Here is a 17,754-nt window from a genome sequence, read left to right as displayed (position 1 = left end):
TGAAAATTAAAACGGAACCACTTTCTATATGACAGCAGCAATGGAATGAACAAATATATGGCGTAAGCACATACCATCCATATTGAAAAGCAATCTCTTGCCCTTCAGAAAGTGCCGGGAGGATGAAGGCATGGTTCCAAAGGAAAAACGTATCAATAAACAAGCCGCTGCCCCCATTTTTCTCGTTTCATACATCAAAAGCTGCAGATTCAGATGTATTCCTCCTTGAGAATGCTATATATTTCTAAGTCGACAACTCCTTTGCCGGCCCAATAAGAAGCCTGTCTAATTAAGCCTTCTCTCATAAAATTATTTTTCAAGAGGACTTTTTTTGACGCTTCATTTGCAGGCATTACCTCTGCTTGAATTCGGTTTACGTTGACTTTTTTAAATAAAAAAGTGACCAGCATTTTGACGGCGCCAGTTGCAATGCCTTTACGCCAATAATCTTTTCCTAGAAAGTATCCTATGGTTATCATGTTTACTTTTTGGTTAAAATCCATTGCTTCAATGATCCCAACCGATGCAGTCCCTTGATACTTCTCGAAAATCCCCCATTTAATTTTGCTTTTTTTCTGATAATCTCTCTAAAAATGGTTAATCATTTTATGTATTGTCTTTATGTTATGTTTCGGAATGATGCCGCAGTATTCAAATACTTTATCATTGTTATAGATTGAAAATACAGCTTGCAAGTGTGTCTCTTCGATCTTTTTTAATACTAAATGCTCGGATTCCAATACAGGAAATCGGTAAAAATCATTTCCAAATTCACGTTCTTTCCTCCATTTGTATTTCTTTTATTTGTTTCTCTTAGTCCTTCAGCACCGGCCATACGTTTCCTGTCTATTCATAAAAAATGCAATATAAAGAGACGGCTAGTAAATAGCCGTCTCTAAGGGCTATTGATTTATTTTTCTTTTCGAGGCCTTACTTTCGTTGTGAAGCCGATCTGCTGACGTGACATAATACGTATAGGTTTTATTTGGTTTTGCCGTGTCATCCAGGAAGGTTTGCTTGTCGTTTGTTTTTCTTGCGGTGGCCAGTAATGCTTGCTTCTGTTTTCCTTCAGATCTGTATATCGCATAATAGGCTGTTTCCTTTGTTTTTCGATTTGATGGGTGGTCTTGTATGTGCAGGAGATTTCCGTTATCGTCTGCGGTTACTTTGGTCAGTTTGGGTTTTTTTGGCGCTTTGCTGTCGAGCCAAGGCATTTCGGGTACCAGTGCGGGCTTACTGTACAGGTCGGTTATGAGTCTGTCTTTGATGCCGAGCGGATTATTATTGAGGTCTTTGAGGCTGAAATGCATGCTTCCTTTCACCAGCTCCAGCTGACGGTTGAGGTTGATTTGTCGGGCGTATTCTTCAGGATCGGACCATGGCGGGTCAAAATTGTTATTGATTTTATAAGCTGCCTGCCCGATGTATAAATGAACGGGTCTGTTTTTGACTTCGTTGCTCCACCAATCAGCCAGCACGTCATAAGCCGCTGCGTTGAAGCCGATGCTCCAGTAAATTTGCGGGGCAATATAGTCGATGTCGCCTTGCTGGATCCAATGTCTCGTATCTGCATAAAGATCATCATAATTTCTTACGCCTGCTTTGGTATTTGATCCGGTTGGGTCGTCTTCTATGTTTCTCCATACACCGAATGGGCTGATGCCGAATTTAACATATGGTTTTTCAGCTTTGATTGTTTGATTGATTTGGCTGACAAGCTGGTTTACATTGTCTCTTCGCCAGTCATCAATATCAGGAAATGTGTCTTTCCCGTATTGTTCGTACTGTTCTGAATCAGGGAATTCCTGTCCGGCTATTTTATAAGGGTAAAAATAATCATCCATATGAACGGCATCAATATCATAATGCTTTACGACTTCTTCAATGCCCTCGACGATAAAATCCCTCGCTTCAGGAATGCCGGGATTATAATAAAGCTGCTTTCCGTAAGCAGCGACCCAGTCAGGATGCTTTCTTGCCGGGTGATCCTCAGACAATTTATTGAGATCTGTATGGTTCATCGTAATGCGGTAAGGATTAACCCAAGCGTGAAATTCAAGATTTCGTTTATGGGCTTCTTCAATCATAAAAGCGAGCGGATCATAACCTGGGTCTTTTCCTTGAACACCAGTCAAATATTCAGACCAAGGCCCGTAAGCGGACGGATAAAAGGCATCGGCCGTCGGCTTAATTTGAACAATGACGGCATTCATTCCCATTGACTGAACGTCATCCAGCAGGCTGAGATACTCCTGTTTTTGCGCTTCAATCGACAGCCCTTTTTTTGATGGCCAATCAAGGTTTAATACGGATGCAATCCATACGGCTCTCAGTTCCCTGTCCGTTTGTGCTTTGGCCAGATATGGAACGGTTATGATCAACGTTCCGATGAGCAAGCTGACAAGAATACGTACGATCGGCTTTTGACAACCCTTCATTGTATTTCGTCTCCCCCATTACATCGCTTTCACTATTTCGTTATTACGGTATTCCCGGGCTGTAAAAGGGTGCTTAATCGATTGAAGAAACCGGAATTATCACCGGGTGAACGTAAAAAAGTCCCGAAGCATCTTTATCTGCTTTAGGACTTTTTATCATTTATGAGTATTTGGACACTTTTTAACACGTCAACGAGTTTTACGCCTACGCCGACAGCTGATTCAAGAATGGCCTGTGCGCCTGCGATCGATAATATGAAAATCACCGGAACAGCGATATCAGGTAAAAAAAGATAGCCCAGCCCAATTAGGATGGCACACCAAACGCCGGCGCACCAGTAGCAATTAAGCATATAGCCAAAGTTTGAGGCCGGCACGTTTTTTTCATTCACGTGCCCGTTTGCATCAACAGTCCTTTTCTTTTTCATAAAAGGTTTTCGGATGAATTCAGTAATTTTGTCGAATACAATTAAGTGTGTCAGCCTGTAACTCGCCAGTATCAGCATAAAAAAAGTAAGCCAAGAAAGATGTTCCATAACAAGCCTCCAAGAAAAAGGATGTTGTTATCATTCCCCGCATTTTTGCATCCATTCTTATGCGCGACTCTCTGGCAAAAAGAAAACCGGACAGAGAATCGCTTCTGTCCGGCCTGCATTTGTTTAATGCTTGTATGGCAGCATTTTTTGATCTGACGTAATCTTGTCTAATATATCAAGTATGATGTTTGCATTCTTTTCAGCACATTCACCTTCCAGCATGTCTTTGTGCGCGCCGTACCCGGTGTATTCGGTATAGCCTTCCTCAGCGGCGTCTTGCCATTTCTGTAATACCATCGGGCCGCTTGTTTCCGACTGAATGCCAGCTTCAATGAAATGAATGTTTGACTTGATGCGGCCTTCATTTATTAGCTTAGCCCAATAATCCTGATAGCACCTTTTTTTCTGCATCACTGTTTCTCTGACTGCCTCCGGCAAGTATGCGGCTGAGTCGTCTTTTTCGGTATCTGCTGTTATAGACTGATCCTTTTTGTAGGCGTCTACGATAATGAAGTCACTGACTTCTAATCCTTTCTGCTCCATAGCCTGTACGACCTCAAAAGCCAAGTTTCCGCCCGCGGAGTAGCCTAATAGAACGTACGGTCCTTCTGGCTGTATGTCGGTGATGCGGCTGACGTATTGTTCGATGCGGCTGTCTTCCTCAATAAAATGAAAGCCATATACGGCTGCTTTGTGATTTAGCTGTAGTGCCAAGTCTTTGAAATAAATCCCGAATCCTGAAATCGGCGGGAAGCAGAACAGGTTGTTTCCGCCTTGCTCGTTCAGTTGGATCACATGCTGTTCGCCAGCCGCTGTCAGCTGATTAGAATAAAGCTTTTCCGCAAGCTGGGCGATCGTCGGATTTTCGAATAAGATATCGATCGGTATATCAATATGCTGATGATGTTTAAGCATGTGTATCACTTGAAGCGCTTTAAGTGAATGTCCGCCAACAGCAAAGAAATCATCATGTATTCCGATCGTTTTGACACCGAGTACGCTTTTCCAAATTTGCATCAATTCCTGTTCGACCCAGTTTCTGGGCGGTGTAAGATCTTGACGATTTTCAGACTCGTTTTCAGGAATAGGAAGTGCGCTGCGATTGATTTTTCCGTTTCCAGTAAGCGGCATACGGTCAACCCGGACCCAGCGCTGCGGAATCATGTAGTCAGGAAGCACACGTGCCAATGCAGCGCGAATTTCCTTTTCGTTTCTGCTGTCATCACTAACATAATGCGTGTATAACTGCGCCTCTCCGTCTGTTTCCACCAATGTAACTGCTGCTTCACGGACCCCTTCAATTTCTAACAGCCGCGCTTCAATTTCAGCGGGTTCAATCCGTTTTCCGCGAATTTTAATCTGCCTGTCAATCCGGCTGATATATTCTAGATTCCCATCTGGCAGCCACCGCGCCAAATCACCGGTACGGTATATTTTTTTTCCAGGTATGAAAGGATCAGGAGAAAAAACGGCAGCTGTTACATCATCTCTGTTCAAATAGCCTTTTGCCACCCCGTCACCGCCGACACATAGCTCTCCGGGAACGCCTATTGGCAAGAGACGTCCTTTTGCATCTAAGATGAAAGCGGTACAATGGCTGATCGGTTTCCCGATCGGGATTGGAGTCACATAGTCTCTTTTAATCTCAAAAAAGGTTGAGAACGTCGTGTTTTCCGTTGGTCCATAGATATTATAAAGCGAAAGCTTCGGACACGCGTGTCTGACAGCATTTATAAGCTCGGGCGACAGCGCTTCGCCTCCGACATATAGCGTATGAAGCCTGCGGAACATGTCAGCTTGAGCTTGTGCCAGCTGATTAAAAAGAGCAGTTGTCAAAAACAGCACTGAGATGTTGTTTTCAAGCAAATACGCGCCAAAACGATCTGGTGTCAGCATTGTTGATTTATCAATGATATGCAAAGTTGCTCCTTTTAAAAGAGCCCCAAACATTTCAAAGGTGACGGCGTCAAAGCTGATGGATCCTGTCAGGATAAAGCGGTCATTTACAGAAGCTGATGTGTAATTGCTGTTGCAAACAAGGGACACGACATTGCGATTGGTGATCATGACGCCTTTAGGCCGGCCTGTCGAACCGGAAGTATACATGATGTACGCGAGATCATCCGGGCCAGTGACGATTTCCAAAGGTGTCGTATCTTCTTCAATCAGCGCCTCTGCATCTGCAGAAATGAAGGTTCCTGCAAACGCTGTGTTTGGCTCCAGTCCTTTTTGAACAATAAGCATAGCGGCTTTTGTCTCGTCGAGCATATAGCTGATCCGTTCAGGCGGAAGCTCCGCGTCAAGAGGAAGGTATGTCCCCCCTGCTTTTAAAACAGCCAGTACACTAATGATGAATTCAGGAGAATGACCAGCCAAAATACCCGCTGTCCCGTTTCGGCGCAGCCCGTTTTCATACAATGTTCTGGCCAGTGCATCCGATTTTTGATCGAGCTCACGATAAGAGATGGACCTATTTCCGTAAACTAGCGCCGTTTGATCTGGTGTTTTTGCTGCCTGTTCGCGGAATAGATCTATTACTGTTTTGTTTTTCGGATACTCCGTCGAAGTGTCGTTACATTGTGTCAGCATCTGCTCTTTTCCTTTCGGATCAAGAAAGGAAAAGTCTGCAACGGGAATGTCAGGGTGATCTGCAGCAACTTGTAACGCTTGTGTAAGCTGTCTTTGGATGCAGGTCATCCAGGCAGCATCATACACGTGCGCATTATAGCTGAACTTGATGACGAGTTCATCACCGGGAGCAACGACAAGGTTAAAATTGTACCCTGACTGTTCAGACACGTTTACATTGTCTATTTGCAGAGGTGAATCAATCCGATCAGCTGAGTCAGCCATTTTTTGCTGTAATGGATAGTTTTCAAAGACAATAATGTGGTCAATCAGTTCCTGTTTTAAGGCGGTGTTTGCCTGAATATCGAATAAAGGATGGCAGGTAAACGGCTCGGCGTCCAGCATATCTTTTTGACAGCGGGTGAGCAGTTCTGCTAACGTTTCTTCTTTGCCTGTTTGAACACGAACCGGAACCGTATTGATAAACAATCCGATCATTGACTCAACACCCGGGATTTCAGATGGTCTGCCTGAAACGACTGCGCCAAAAACGACATCGTCCGTTCGGTTGTAGCGCTGGAGCATGACACCCCAGACCGTTTGAATAAAGGTGGCAAGCGTGACGCCTGTTTGTTTGGCGGTCTCTTTCAGCTTGTCCGTCAGCTTTTGATGTAGAGTGAAAATTAATTCTTCGCGGTAATACCCTTCTTTTGCTTCTCTGTCCGTCACCCGAGGCAGCGGTGAGGGGGTGCTGTAGTTTTTCAGATAAGCACGCCAGTAGTCCGCTGCCGTTTCTTTGTCTTGTTTTGTCAGCCAAGAAATATAGGTGCTGTAGGGACGGACAGGCTCCATAGAAAGGTGATTTCCTGTATGGATAGATTGATAGATTTGCATAAATTCCTGCAGAATGATCCCGAGACACCAGCCGTCCATTAAGATGTGATGATGACTCCAGACACAGACATGCTCATTATCCGCTTTTTTGAGCAGAGAAATCCGCATCAGCATGTCTTTTTGCAAATCAAACCCTTTTTCCTTATCTATCTCTTTAAACTGTTCAATATAATCATTCTGCTCATTCGTTTGCAGGCTGGAAATGTCCTCATTGTGCAAATGGAATTTCCGTTCTGTCATCACGACCTGCCGAGGCCCCGATAAATTGGGGACGTGCGGCAGAAATACGGTTCTGAAGATATCATGGCGGTCGATGATGGCTTGAATACTGCGCTGAAACATCTCATAGCTAAGGTTTCCTTTTATCGTAAAGAGCGACTGCTCAACATATGCTCCCTCCTCTTTTTGGAGGAAGGAATGAAACAGCATGCCCTCCTGCATATAACTCAGAGGATATATGTTCTTGATTTTTTTGGTTTTCCCCATATGGCCTGCACCTTTCTATACGGTTTCATTAGTGAAAACTGAGCATATCAGCGATCTCTTGGAGTGCGTCCTCGGTCAGTTCATGATCATCAAAATCACTGATGGTTTTTTCTGTTTCTGTTTTGTTCAGACAGTGATCAATCAGCTTCAGTAAGTAGTGATGGCAATTCTCACAAAGCTGTGCAATTGTTTTGTGCTGGAAACGGGATGTTTCATACGTCATGTTGACTGTCATTTTTCCTTCTGCTGCCATCGCACTGATATCAAGCGTTTGCTCACGGTTCCAAGAGGTGCTGATATCTTCTCCGGTCCCGAGTGGAGAAAACGAGAAGGTTTTTTCATCAGGCGCTTCAGTTGTACGGCTGTTTTCAAATTGACCCAGATAGTTGAAGCTGATTTCCGTTGTGCCGCTGAAATCGACGTCAGTTTTCTCAGGCGGGGTCAAATACTTGAGTACACCGTAGCCGAATCCTTTGTCCGGTACGCGTCTCAGTGTATCTTTTGTTGTTTTTAACACATGAACCAAGTATTCTTCTTGATCCTTGTCGGTCAAGTCTGAATCTAGTTTGACGAATAACGGATAAATGGCGGTAAACCATCCAACCGTGCGACTGACATCTATGCCGTCTAACACATCCTCGCGTCCGTGGCTTTCTAATGACAATTTGACGGCGGATTGTTTCGTCCAATCCCGCAAAGCTAGAATTACGGAAGCCAGCAGCATATCTTGCGTATCTGTGTTATATGTGCGGTTGATGCTTTTTAAAAGCGCCTCCGTCTCTTTTGTATTGAGAGAGAATGAAACTGTTTCCCGTTTTCTCTGATTTAACGTTTGATCGTTTATTTGATCAAACGGCAGTGCTTCTGCCTGATACTCTTCAGCTTCGCGCCAATAGGCGAGCTGTTTCATAAGCTGACGGCTTTCAGCATAGTCGGCGAGTTTTTCCGTATATGCTTTGAAAGAGCTAGTTTTAGGCGGCAAATCAATGCCTTCTCCCTTTACAGCCTGACGATATCCGGTTGCCAAATCCTCCAACAGGACACGCCATGAGATGCCGTCAACGATGAAGTGATGAGCCGTTAGGAACAAAAAGTCTCCGTCATCTGTACGGAAAAGTCCGGCCTGCAATAGCGGCCCTTTTTCCAAATCTATGTTCTGTTGAATGCCACGTACATGGTGTTTCATAAGAGATTCATATGCATTGACTTCTGAACCTTTAAGATTGATGATCTGAAGGCTGTACAGCGCGTCGTCTGAATGACTGACCGGCCGATTATATTGAACCCATTTGCCTTGCTCAGACTGTGTGAACACCATTCGCAGCGCATCGTGGTGAATGGTGATGGCTTTTAACGTTTTGCGCAGCGCGTCTTCTTGGACAGAGGTATTCCGATGCAGCATAACAGATTGATTAAAATGGTGTTTCTCTTTTATATCTTGAGAAAGGAACCATTTCTGAACAGGTGACCATTGTACTTCACCCTCAACCGGAGCTTGGCTGGCAATAGTATCGGAATCACGAATATAGGCTGCCAGTTCTTTAATTGTCGGATGACTGAATAAATCTTTAACCGACATTTGTTTCCCGATTCGATGAAGCCGTGCTGACACCTGTAACGCTTTAATGGAATCTCCTCCGAGCTCAAAGAACGAAGCGTCAATTCCGATTTTTTCTGCACCGAGCACTTCACCCCATATATCTGCCAGTTTTTGTTCCATCTCGCTGTTCGGTGCATGAAATGTCCGTACTTGATTGAATGCCGGTTCTGGAAGTGCCCGGCGATCCAGCTTGCCATTTGGTGACAAAGGAAGCGTGTCCAGCGTTTGAATAAACGCCGGCATCATATATAAAGGCAGCTGTTTTTTTAATTCAGCACGCAGCATTTCTGTATTGAAGTCTTGCTCTGCCACAATATAAGCACATAATTCGGTTTGAGCAGGCGCTGTTTCGCGAGCAAGGACAACGGCCTCTTTTACTCCGTTTATACGGCGGATAACCGATTCAATTTCTTTCGTTTCTACACGGTGGCCTCTGATTTTGACTTGATCGTCCAATCGTCCTAAGTACTCGATCGTACCGTCTGCCATCCATCTGGCTGCGTCACCTGTTCGATACATGCGTTTTTCGGGCTGGAATGGGTGCTGAACGAACGTTTTTGCTGTCAGTTCCGGAAGATTGACGTACCCTCTAGCAAGCCCTGTTCCTGCTATGCAAAGCTCGCCGGCAACGCCGATTGGCTGAAGCTGATCCCGGTTTAAAATCAGCACTTCAGTATTGTCGATCGGCCGGCCGATGCATACGTTTTTCTGCCGTTCCATATGTCTCATGGCTGTGGTTGCCACACTGTTTTCTGTCGGCCCATATTCGTTTGCTAGCTCTGTATTCGGACATATTGCCATGCTGCGGTCTATCAATTCCCGGTCAGCTGCTTCTCCTGCAAGCGTGACTACTCTAAGCGTCTTTGCATCTTCCGGCTGTAGGACGTCCAAAAGCGCCCGATATAAAACAGGGACGATAATCATATGTGTAATTCGATGATGAGATAGATCATGCTTAATGGACAAAATATCTTTCGCTTCGTTTTCATCAGGCAGCACTGTCTTTGCACCTGACAAAAGCGGTGTGAACATACTTGTTAAAAAGCCGTCAAACGAAAAAGAAAAGAGCTGAAGGACTGTGTCTGTCTCATTCAAAGCATAAGCGTTTTGGCGCCACTGCAGGGTGTTGGCTATTCCTTTATGCTCGACCATCACTCCTTTAGGCTGGCCTGTCGTTCCTGAAGTGTAAATGATATAAGCCAAATGCTGAGGGCGTGACACTTGCGGAAGCGGTGATCCGTCGTATGTCTCCGCGTTCTCTAGGGCGAATATCTCACCTTCAAAATCTTCAAGTGCTTCTTGGTCCGCAGCAGGTAAAGTGATGAGCAGTTTGGTTCTGCTGTCGCCGAGTATATAGCGTTTCCGTTCCGCCGGGTATTCCGGATCAATCGGGACATAACAGCCGCCGGCTTTCCAAACGCCCAGAATGGCTGCAATCATGCTGAACGAACGAGGCATCATAATTCCGACTGGTGTGTCCGGTTTAACCCCGCGGTCACGCAGTGCCCATGCAATGCCATTGGACCATTCGTCCAGTTCCTGATAGGTGAGCGTGTTTTCTCTGCTGACGAGTGCAGGAGCATTCGGAGTCAGCGCTGCTTGTTTTTCAAACAGGTGATCGATTGTTTGCCCTTTATGTTCATTTTCTTGGCCGCTGTTAAACTCATTCAGCAGTTTGTTTCGTTCTTCATGAGTCAGAATGTCGATATCGTTAAGAAGGGTGTTCGGGTTTTCGACGATATGGCTCAGCAAATTTGTCAGATGATATGTCCATTGTTTTACCGTTGCTTTTTGAAAAAGAGCAGACGAATATTCAAATTGTAAATGAATTTGCTCGTCACCCTCAGAAGCCTGCAATGTGATGTCAAATTTAGAAACATGATGAGAAACGCTGGCCGGCTGGAGTTGTATGTCATCCAGCTCCAAAGTCTGTTGCTCTGTATTTTGTACGACTAACATGGCGTCAAACACTGGATTTCGGCTCATATCCCGCGTTACACCGAGCTTGTCGACAAGCTCTTCGAACGGATAATCCTGATGTTCGTAAGCTTCCAATGCGGTCTCGCGAACTTCCTGCAAAAATTGCGCAAACGGCTTCCCGCCCTCCGGGCGTGCCCGAAGCGCCAGGGTGTTGACGAAGATTCCAAGTATCGGCTCAAGGTCCTTGTGAGGACGTCCGGCAATAGGCGACCCGACGATGATGTCTTCCTGTCCGCTTAAGCGCGCCAATAACGCTGTGTAAGCTGCCAGGAGCACCATGTACAGGGTGCTTCCATTCTCGCGTGCGAGCTTGTGAAGCCCGGCTGTGAGTTCTTGATCGAGCGTAAATGAGACTTGATCACCCGCGAAGCTTCGCACCGGCGGCCGGGCGTAATCAGCCGGCAGGTCTAGTACAGGCAGCTCGCCTTTGAGCTGCTTCAGCCAGTACGCCTCCTGCGTCTTGTACGTGTCTCCTTTTTTAAAGGCCTCCTGCCATACGGCATAGTCTTTATATTGAATGTGAAGCGGAGGAAGCTCCTGATTGGCGTACAGCTCCCCGAATTCCCGAATGAGCGTATTGATTGAAACACCGTCAGAAATAATGTGATGCATATCGACCAGTAATAGATGCCGCCCGTCTGATATCTTGACGATTCCCCCTCGGAACAGCGGAGCTTGGCTGAGATCAAACGGCTGGATAAACGCTGCCGCGGCTTCCTGTTCAGTTTGTCCGCCGAGCACAGAGGTGTGGAATGTAAACGGCACTTCTTCATGGATGCGCTGAACCGGTTCGCCGTCTGTGTCCGTTGTAAAGGACGTCCGCAGTGACTCGTGGCGTTTGATCAGCTTTTTGAATACGGCATCCATTCTTGTAAGATCCAGCTTTCCTTCAAGCTCCAAGACTGCCGGCATATTGTAGCCTGTGCCTCCATCCTCCAGCTGCTGGAGCACATACATCCGCTTTTGGGCGGAGGAAACCGGGTAGGTCTCGCGTTTTTCAGCCGGCTTAATGGCTTCATACGGACTTTCCGTTCCTTCGCTGATGACAGAAGCCAAACCTTCTACCGTCGGATGGGCAAATACCTCCTTCAGCGGCACCTGGACGCCGAATTCCTTGGCGATCCGGGAGATAAGCGCGGTGGCTTTTAAGGAATGGCCTCCCCGGTCAAAAAAGTTGTCGTGAATGCCGACAGGGCCGCTTTTCAGCACTTCCTCCCACAGCTGGCAAAGCTTCATCTCTGTCAGGTTTCTCGGCGCCGAGTAGATTTCCCGATCTGCCGCTCCGTCAGGAGCAGGCAGCGCTTTTCGGTCGAGCTTTCCGTTCGGGGTAACCGGCCATTGTTCCATCTCAATGATATGAGCAGGAATCATGTAGCCTGGAAGCAATGTCTCAAGCTGCTTGCGCACTTCGTTTCTTCCGAGCCCTTCTGCATACGCACATAATTCCGTCTCGCCGCTTTCTGTACGAACAGTCACAGCCGCTTCCCTCACGCCTTCTATGCTTCTGAGAGCCGCTTCGATTTCTCCCGGCTCAATCCGGTAGCCGCGGATTTTCACCTGGTCATCCAGACGGCCGAGGAATTCCACCTGTCCGTCAGGCAGCCAGCGCGCCAAATCACCCGTTTTGTACATGCGTTCACCCGGATAAAATGGATCACCAAGAAAACGTTCTTCTGTTAATTCCGGACGATTCAAGTAGCCTCTGGCGACACCGGCTCCGGCGATATACAATTCTCCGATACATCCAGCAGGCAGCACCCTCTGCTTCTGGTTCAGAATATACAATCTGACATGATGAATAGGTTTGCCAATGGGAATGCGTTCAAGTTTTTCATCAACCGGGCAATCAAAGAATGCCGCTTCTACAGTAGCTTCGGTAGGCCCATAGGAATTGGTTAATGTAACATCTGGCAGCAATTCACAGAACCGAGAGACAAGATGAGCCCCTAGCTGTTCGCCTCCAGAAAACACTCTCTTCAGCCTGTTCGTTTTGATCGGTACAGGGCCATTTTTTAGATATTCTAAAAACGCATGAAGCATAGAAGGCACAAAATGCATCGCGGTAATCTGCTGTTCTTCTATGACCTTCAATATCATGTCCGGTTCTTTTTCGCCTCCTTGAGGAAGCAGGTAAACAGAGGCGCCAGCGTACGGCCACCAAAACAGCTCCCATATCGAAGCATCGAAGGAATACGACGTTTTATGCAAAATGACGTCCGATTGATTCAAAGGATAGCGGAACTGAAGGGAATTCAAAAAATTCACTGCAGATTGATGCTCAACCTGTACCCCCTTAGGTCTTCCAGTAGAGCCGGATGTATAAATCATATAGGCTAAAGAATCCGGATAGACTTCAACATTTGGATTGGATACACGATGTGTCAGCCCGCTGTTTAATTGACTGAGATGAACGATTTCTCCATTAAAAGCCGGAATGTCTAGATTGTCAGATTGAATAAGGAGAATCCCAGAATCGCTGTCCTTCAGCAAAAAGCGGATCCGTTCCTCTGGATAATCCGGGTCAATAGGAAGATAAGCGCCGCCTGCTTTTAGAATCGCATAAATCCCGATCAGCATTTCAGGGGAACGCCTTCCCATAATGGCAACAGTCGTTTCGGCTTTTACTCCGCGGTCGATCAGCTCCCAGGCTACACGGTTCGCCCGTTCGTTCAATTCCTTGTAGGTTATCGCTCCGTCTTCAAAGATTACAGCCGGTTGGTCAGGTGTTTTTGCTGCTTGCTGTTCGAGTGCATGGTGCAGGGTCTGTTTCAACCGATAGCCTGTCCCTTCAAGCGGCCGGCATGAGTCAATGAAAGACCTTTCTTCTTCTAAAGTCAGGATCGGGATATCGTCCAATTCCATCTCAGGACTGGAAACTGTGTTTTCCACAAGTGTCGTAAAAAGGTCGGCCCATCTTTGAACGGTATCTTTTTCAAACAAAGCGGTACTGTATTCAAACTGACAGTACAGCTCAGCTTCATGCTCCGTGACATACAGGGAAATATCGAACTTAGATATCGGATGCTGCAAATCGTTCCATCTAAGCAGCAAATCATTCATTTTCAGTGTTTGCTTTTCCATATTTTGCAGCACAAGTGTTGTATCAAACAGCGGATTCCGGCTCATTTCCCGCTGCACACCGAGTTGATCAACCAGCTCCTCAAACGGATAATCCTGATGCTCATAGGCCTCCAGGGCAGTCTGCTTGACTTCCTTCAGAAAATCCGTAAATGTCTTATTGCCGGCTGGGTGCGTCCGGAGCGCTAATGTATTGACGAACATGCCAAGGACCGATTCAAGATCGGCATGCGGGCGTCCGGCAATAGGCGAACCGATCACGATGTCTTCCTGACCGCTTAACCGCGACAAAAAAGCTGAATACAATGCCAGCAGCGTCATGTACAACGTACTCCCATTTTTGCGGGCTAGCTGCTTCAGGCGGGACGTGATTTCTTCATTCATTTGAAATAACATTTTTCCGCCTGAGAAATTCCGTTCTGCCGGTCGGCGCTTGTCTGTTGGGAGCTCAAGCACCGGCAGCTCACCGCTAAACTGTCTCAGCCAGTAAGTCTCCTGCTTTTTGTATGTGTCTCCCTTTTGAAATTCCTGCTGCCAAACGGCGTAATCTTTATATTGGATTCGTAACGGCCTAAGCGTACGATTTGCATAGCGCTCAGTGAATTCGCGGATTAACAGCTGAACGGATACACCATCAGAAATGATATGATGCATGTCCACCAGCAGCAAATGCTTCTCGTTCGCAAGCTTCACAAGGCCAGCTCTGAATAACGGCGCTTGACTGAGATCAAATGGACGGACAAAACCAGCAGCAGAGGCTTCCTCACTTAACGCAAACGGAACTTCACTGTGAATACGCTGTACGGGCTCGGCGTTTTCTCCCGCCACAAAGGACGTTCGAAGCGGCTCATGCCGGCTGATCAGTTCCTTGAATACAGCAGCCAATTTTTCGCGATCAAGCTTCCCTTCAAGTTCTAAAACTGCCGGCATGTTGTAGCCGACACCGCCATTATCTAGATGCTGGAGCACGTACATCCGCTTTTGAGCTGATGATACTGGGTACGTCGGTTGTTCTTTTGTCTGTGCAATCGCCGCATAGGGATTTTCCTCTGCATTTCGAATAATAAGAGCCAATCCCTCCACTGTCGGATGGGCAAATACGTCCTTCAGCGGGACTTGCACATGAAATTCCTTGGCGATTCGCGACACAAGCACCGTTGCTTTTAACGAGTGTCCGCCGCGGTCAAAAAAGTTATCGTGAATGCCGATTGAGCCTTCCTTCAGCACATCTTCAAACAGCTGTGAAAGCTTTACCTCTAACAGGTTCCGCGGAGCAGCGTATGTATGACTGCTGATTGAAGCTTCCGGTTCTGGAAGAGCTGATTGATCGACTTTCCCGTTCGGCGTCAAAGGGATGCTGTCAACCGAGACCCATTTGGCCGGAATCATATATTCTGGGAGCTCACTTGCCAGATATTGTCGCAAAGCCGAGGAATCCAGCCTGTGCGTACTGCTATAATAGGCGCATAATTCATGTTCTCCGCTTTGATTTTGCCGGATAAGAATAGCAGCTTCTTTTACCTCCGGATGATTCATTAACGCGATTTCTATTTCTTGCGGCTCGATTCGATAACCTCTGATTTTCACTTGATCGTCGGCTCGACCGATATATTCAAAATTGCCATCTTCACGAATTCTCGCTACATCTCCCGTTCGGTACATGACCGCTCCGGACCTGAAGGGATCGGGTAAAAATTTCTCTCGCGTCAGTTTATCGTTATTGATATAACCTCTGGCGACACTTGAACCGGAAATATAAAGTTCTCCTGATACTCCCCGAGGCTGCAGCTGTTTTTGGCGATTTAAAATATACATATCAGTACAATCAATCGGTTTGCCAATCGGAGGAAACTCAGGAATTTGGTCACCCGGATATATGGTATATGCCGACACTACATGAGTTTCTGAAGGTCCATAATGATTATGCAAGCACATGCTGCGCTGACGCAAAACATCTTGGAGGAGACTGGAAACGATTAATTGCTCACCGGCTGTAATTAGGTGTTTTACATCACGAGGAAACGCGTTCGCAAATTCCTGTTCGCTGAAAATCATTTTGATAAAAGCTGTTGGGAGAAACACAATAGCCGTCTGATGCTCTTTTATAAATGCAAACAGCTGAGGCACGTCTCTTTTTATAGCTTCAGGTACGATATGAAGTGTGCCGCCTTCCAGCAATGTTGAAAATATTTCTTGATAGCAGACGTCAAAGGCAGGAGTAGCAAATTGCAAAACGTTATTTTGAAAGTCAATGCCAGAGCGAGTGAATTCAAACTGTAGCAAGTTCGCCATATTTCGATGTTCAAATTGAACGCCTTTTGGTTTTCCTGTTGTGCCTGATGTGTAAATCATATAGAGCAGATCGTCAGCACTATTCACTGAATGTAAGCAGCTGCCGTCTTCGATTTGAGTATCTTCCATATAGGTAACATTCAGGCCAGTCTCAAGCAAAGGTGCAAAACGCGCTTGTGAAACGACATGAGAGCAGCCGCAGTCATTCAGAATATAATGGATTCTGTCAGACGGATAATGGGGATCGATTGGAACAATGGCGCCTCCAGCCTTCAATATACCGAGAACACCGGTAATGAACTCAGCTGAGCGTTCCAGCATGATTGCGACAGGTTCCTGCCTCATAACGTCTTTTTTCCGCAAATGCCGTGCCAATCTGTTGGCGGATTCGTTCAATTCTTTATAGGTCAGAGATTGTGCTTGATCAATTATAGCCTGCGCGTCAGGCGTCTTTTCTGCCTGTTTTTCAAACATGGCATGGATGGTTTCATAAGCTGGTGTGTGATCTTTGATTTCCCCAATCAACTGCAGCTTTTCATTGTCTGTTATGATATCGATGTCTGCTGGTGAGAGATGCGGATGATCTAAGATTTGAGAAACAGTGTTCAACAGATGCTCCTTAACAGAAAGCACAAAGGATCGGTCATGCAGTGCTGGATCATAGCTCATTTTTATATGGATTTCTTCCGCTGGTGCGACCATGAGATAAAAGCTGTAATTGGTTTCATCCGCCACTGTGAAGTTATGAATCTGAAAAAGATCGGAATCGTGCTCCTGGCTGTTCAGCATTTCTATTTCTTTCTGCACCGGATAGTTTTCGAATACAAGAATATGATCTATCAAACCTTGCTTGACTGCTGAACGGGACTGTATCTCGTATAGAGGATGGTAGCTGTACGCTTCTGCAGCAAGGCGATCCTTTTGCATGTCTTTTACGAGCTGTAAAAATGGCCTTTTTGATCCGTGTAGCCGTATGGGAATTGTGTTGATGAAAAGCCCAACCATTTGTTCAATTCCTTCAATGTCTGAGGGCCTTCCTGACATGACAGAACCGAATACCGCGTCATCACTATTGTTATATTTTTGAAGGAGAATCCCCCACAGGGTATGGAAAATCGTGCTGAGTGTGACTTCTTCTCTTACGGCAAGCTCTGACAGCCTGCTGCTGTCTTCTTTTGAAAATGAAAATGTAATTTGCTCCTGCCTGCTTGTACTCTTTGTTTTTTTCTGCTTCGGGAGCAGGGTTTGCTGCTCATAGCCGGAAAGATAATTGTCCCAATAGGAAACAGCTTTCTCTTTGTCTTGCTCCATCAGCCAATTGATATAAGTTCCGTATGGCTGAACGGGCTCCAGTGATAATGGAGCCCCTTTTATTTTTGATGCATAAATCTGAAGGAATTCTTTTAGTACAATGCCGAGGCACCAGCCGTCCATCATGATGTGGTGAAAGGTCCAAATACAAGTATATTCCCGCTTTCCGGTTCGAATAAGTGTGATGCGCATGAGCATATCCTTTTGCAGATGAAACCCTTTGGCGCGGTCCTTTTCTTTTATTTGTTCGACAAACGCAGATTGGCCCGCTTCATCTAAATGAGCAATGTCCTCCTCCAGTACACTGACAGTCCGTTCTCTCAGAACAACCTGCTGAGGTGAAGAGACATTTTGGCTGATGAAAATCGTTCTGAAAATGTCATGTCTTGCTACTAAAGCATTGATGCTCTCTTGGAAAAACTGTAAATTAACATCTCCCTCTATTGTAAAAGAGGCTTGTTCAACATATGCCCGTGAATCTTTATGCAGGAGGGAATGAAAAAGCATTCCTTCCTGCATATAAGACAGCGGATAAATATCCTGAATTGAATTCGCTTTTGTCATGTTCATA

The 17,754-nt window shown here is 46.0% G+C and carries 4 protein-coding genes and 1 pseudogene; all 5 read right to left on the bottom strand.

Annotation, left to right across the window (positions count from 1 at the left end; all coding sequences use genetic code 11):
• Positions 1 to 209: 209 nt before the first annotated feature.
• Positions 210 to 740: pseudogene (locus tag NST16_RS08115) on the bottom strand (GNAT family N-acetyltransferase).
• Between the two features lie 162 nt (positions 741 to 902).
• Positions 903 to 2,438 carry a glycoside hydrolase family 10 protein gene (locus tag NST16_RS08110; protein WP_326333465.1) on the bottom strand — a complete coding sequence of 512 codons (1,536 nt, stop codon included), beginning with the start codon at positions 2,436 to 2,438 and terminating at the stop codon, positions 903 to 905.
• A gap of 143 nt (positions 2,439 to 2,581) precedes the next feature.
• Positions 2,582 to 2,974, bottom strand: coding sequence for a DUF1360 domain-containing protein (locus tag NST16_RS08105; RefSeq protein ID WP_010334451.1), 393 nt, complete (start codon positions 2,972 to 2,974; stop codon positions 2,582 to 2,584).
• Between the two features lie 123 nt (positions 2,975 to 3,097).
• On the bottom strand, positions 3,098 to 6,922 hold the full coding sequence (gene fenB, locus NST16_RS08100) for a fengycin non-ribosomal peptide synthetase FenB (protein ID WP_340885549.1): 3,825 nt from the start codon (positions 6,920 to 6,922) through the stop codon (positions 3,098 to 3,100).
• Positions 6,923 to 6,950: 28 nt separating this feature from the next.
• On the bottom strand, positions 6,951 to 17,747 hold the full coding sequence (fenA, locus tag NST16_RS08095; RefSeq protein WP_340885545.1) for a fengycin non-ribosomal peptide synthetase FenA: 10,797 nt from the start codon (positions 17,745 to 17,747) through the stop codon (positions 6,951 to 6,953).
• Between the last annotated feature and the right edge of the window lie 7 nt (positions 17,748 to 17,754).

Source organism: Bacillus sp. FSL K6-1005 (genome assembly GCF_038000225.1).
Taxonomy (GTDB): Bacteria; Bacillota; Bacilli; order Bacillales; family Bacillaceae; genus Bacillus; species Bacillus mojavensis.
Note: the sequence above shows the minus strand (reverse complement) of the source record. Positions and strands in the feature narration are given on the sequence as shown.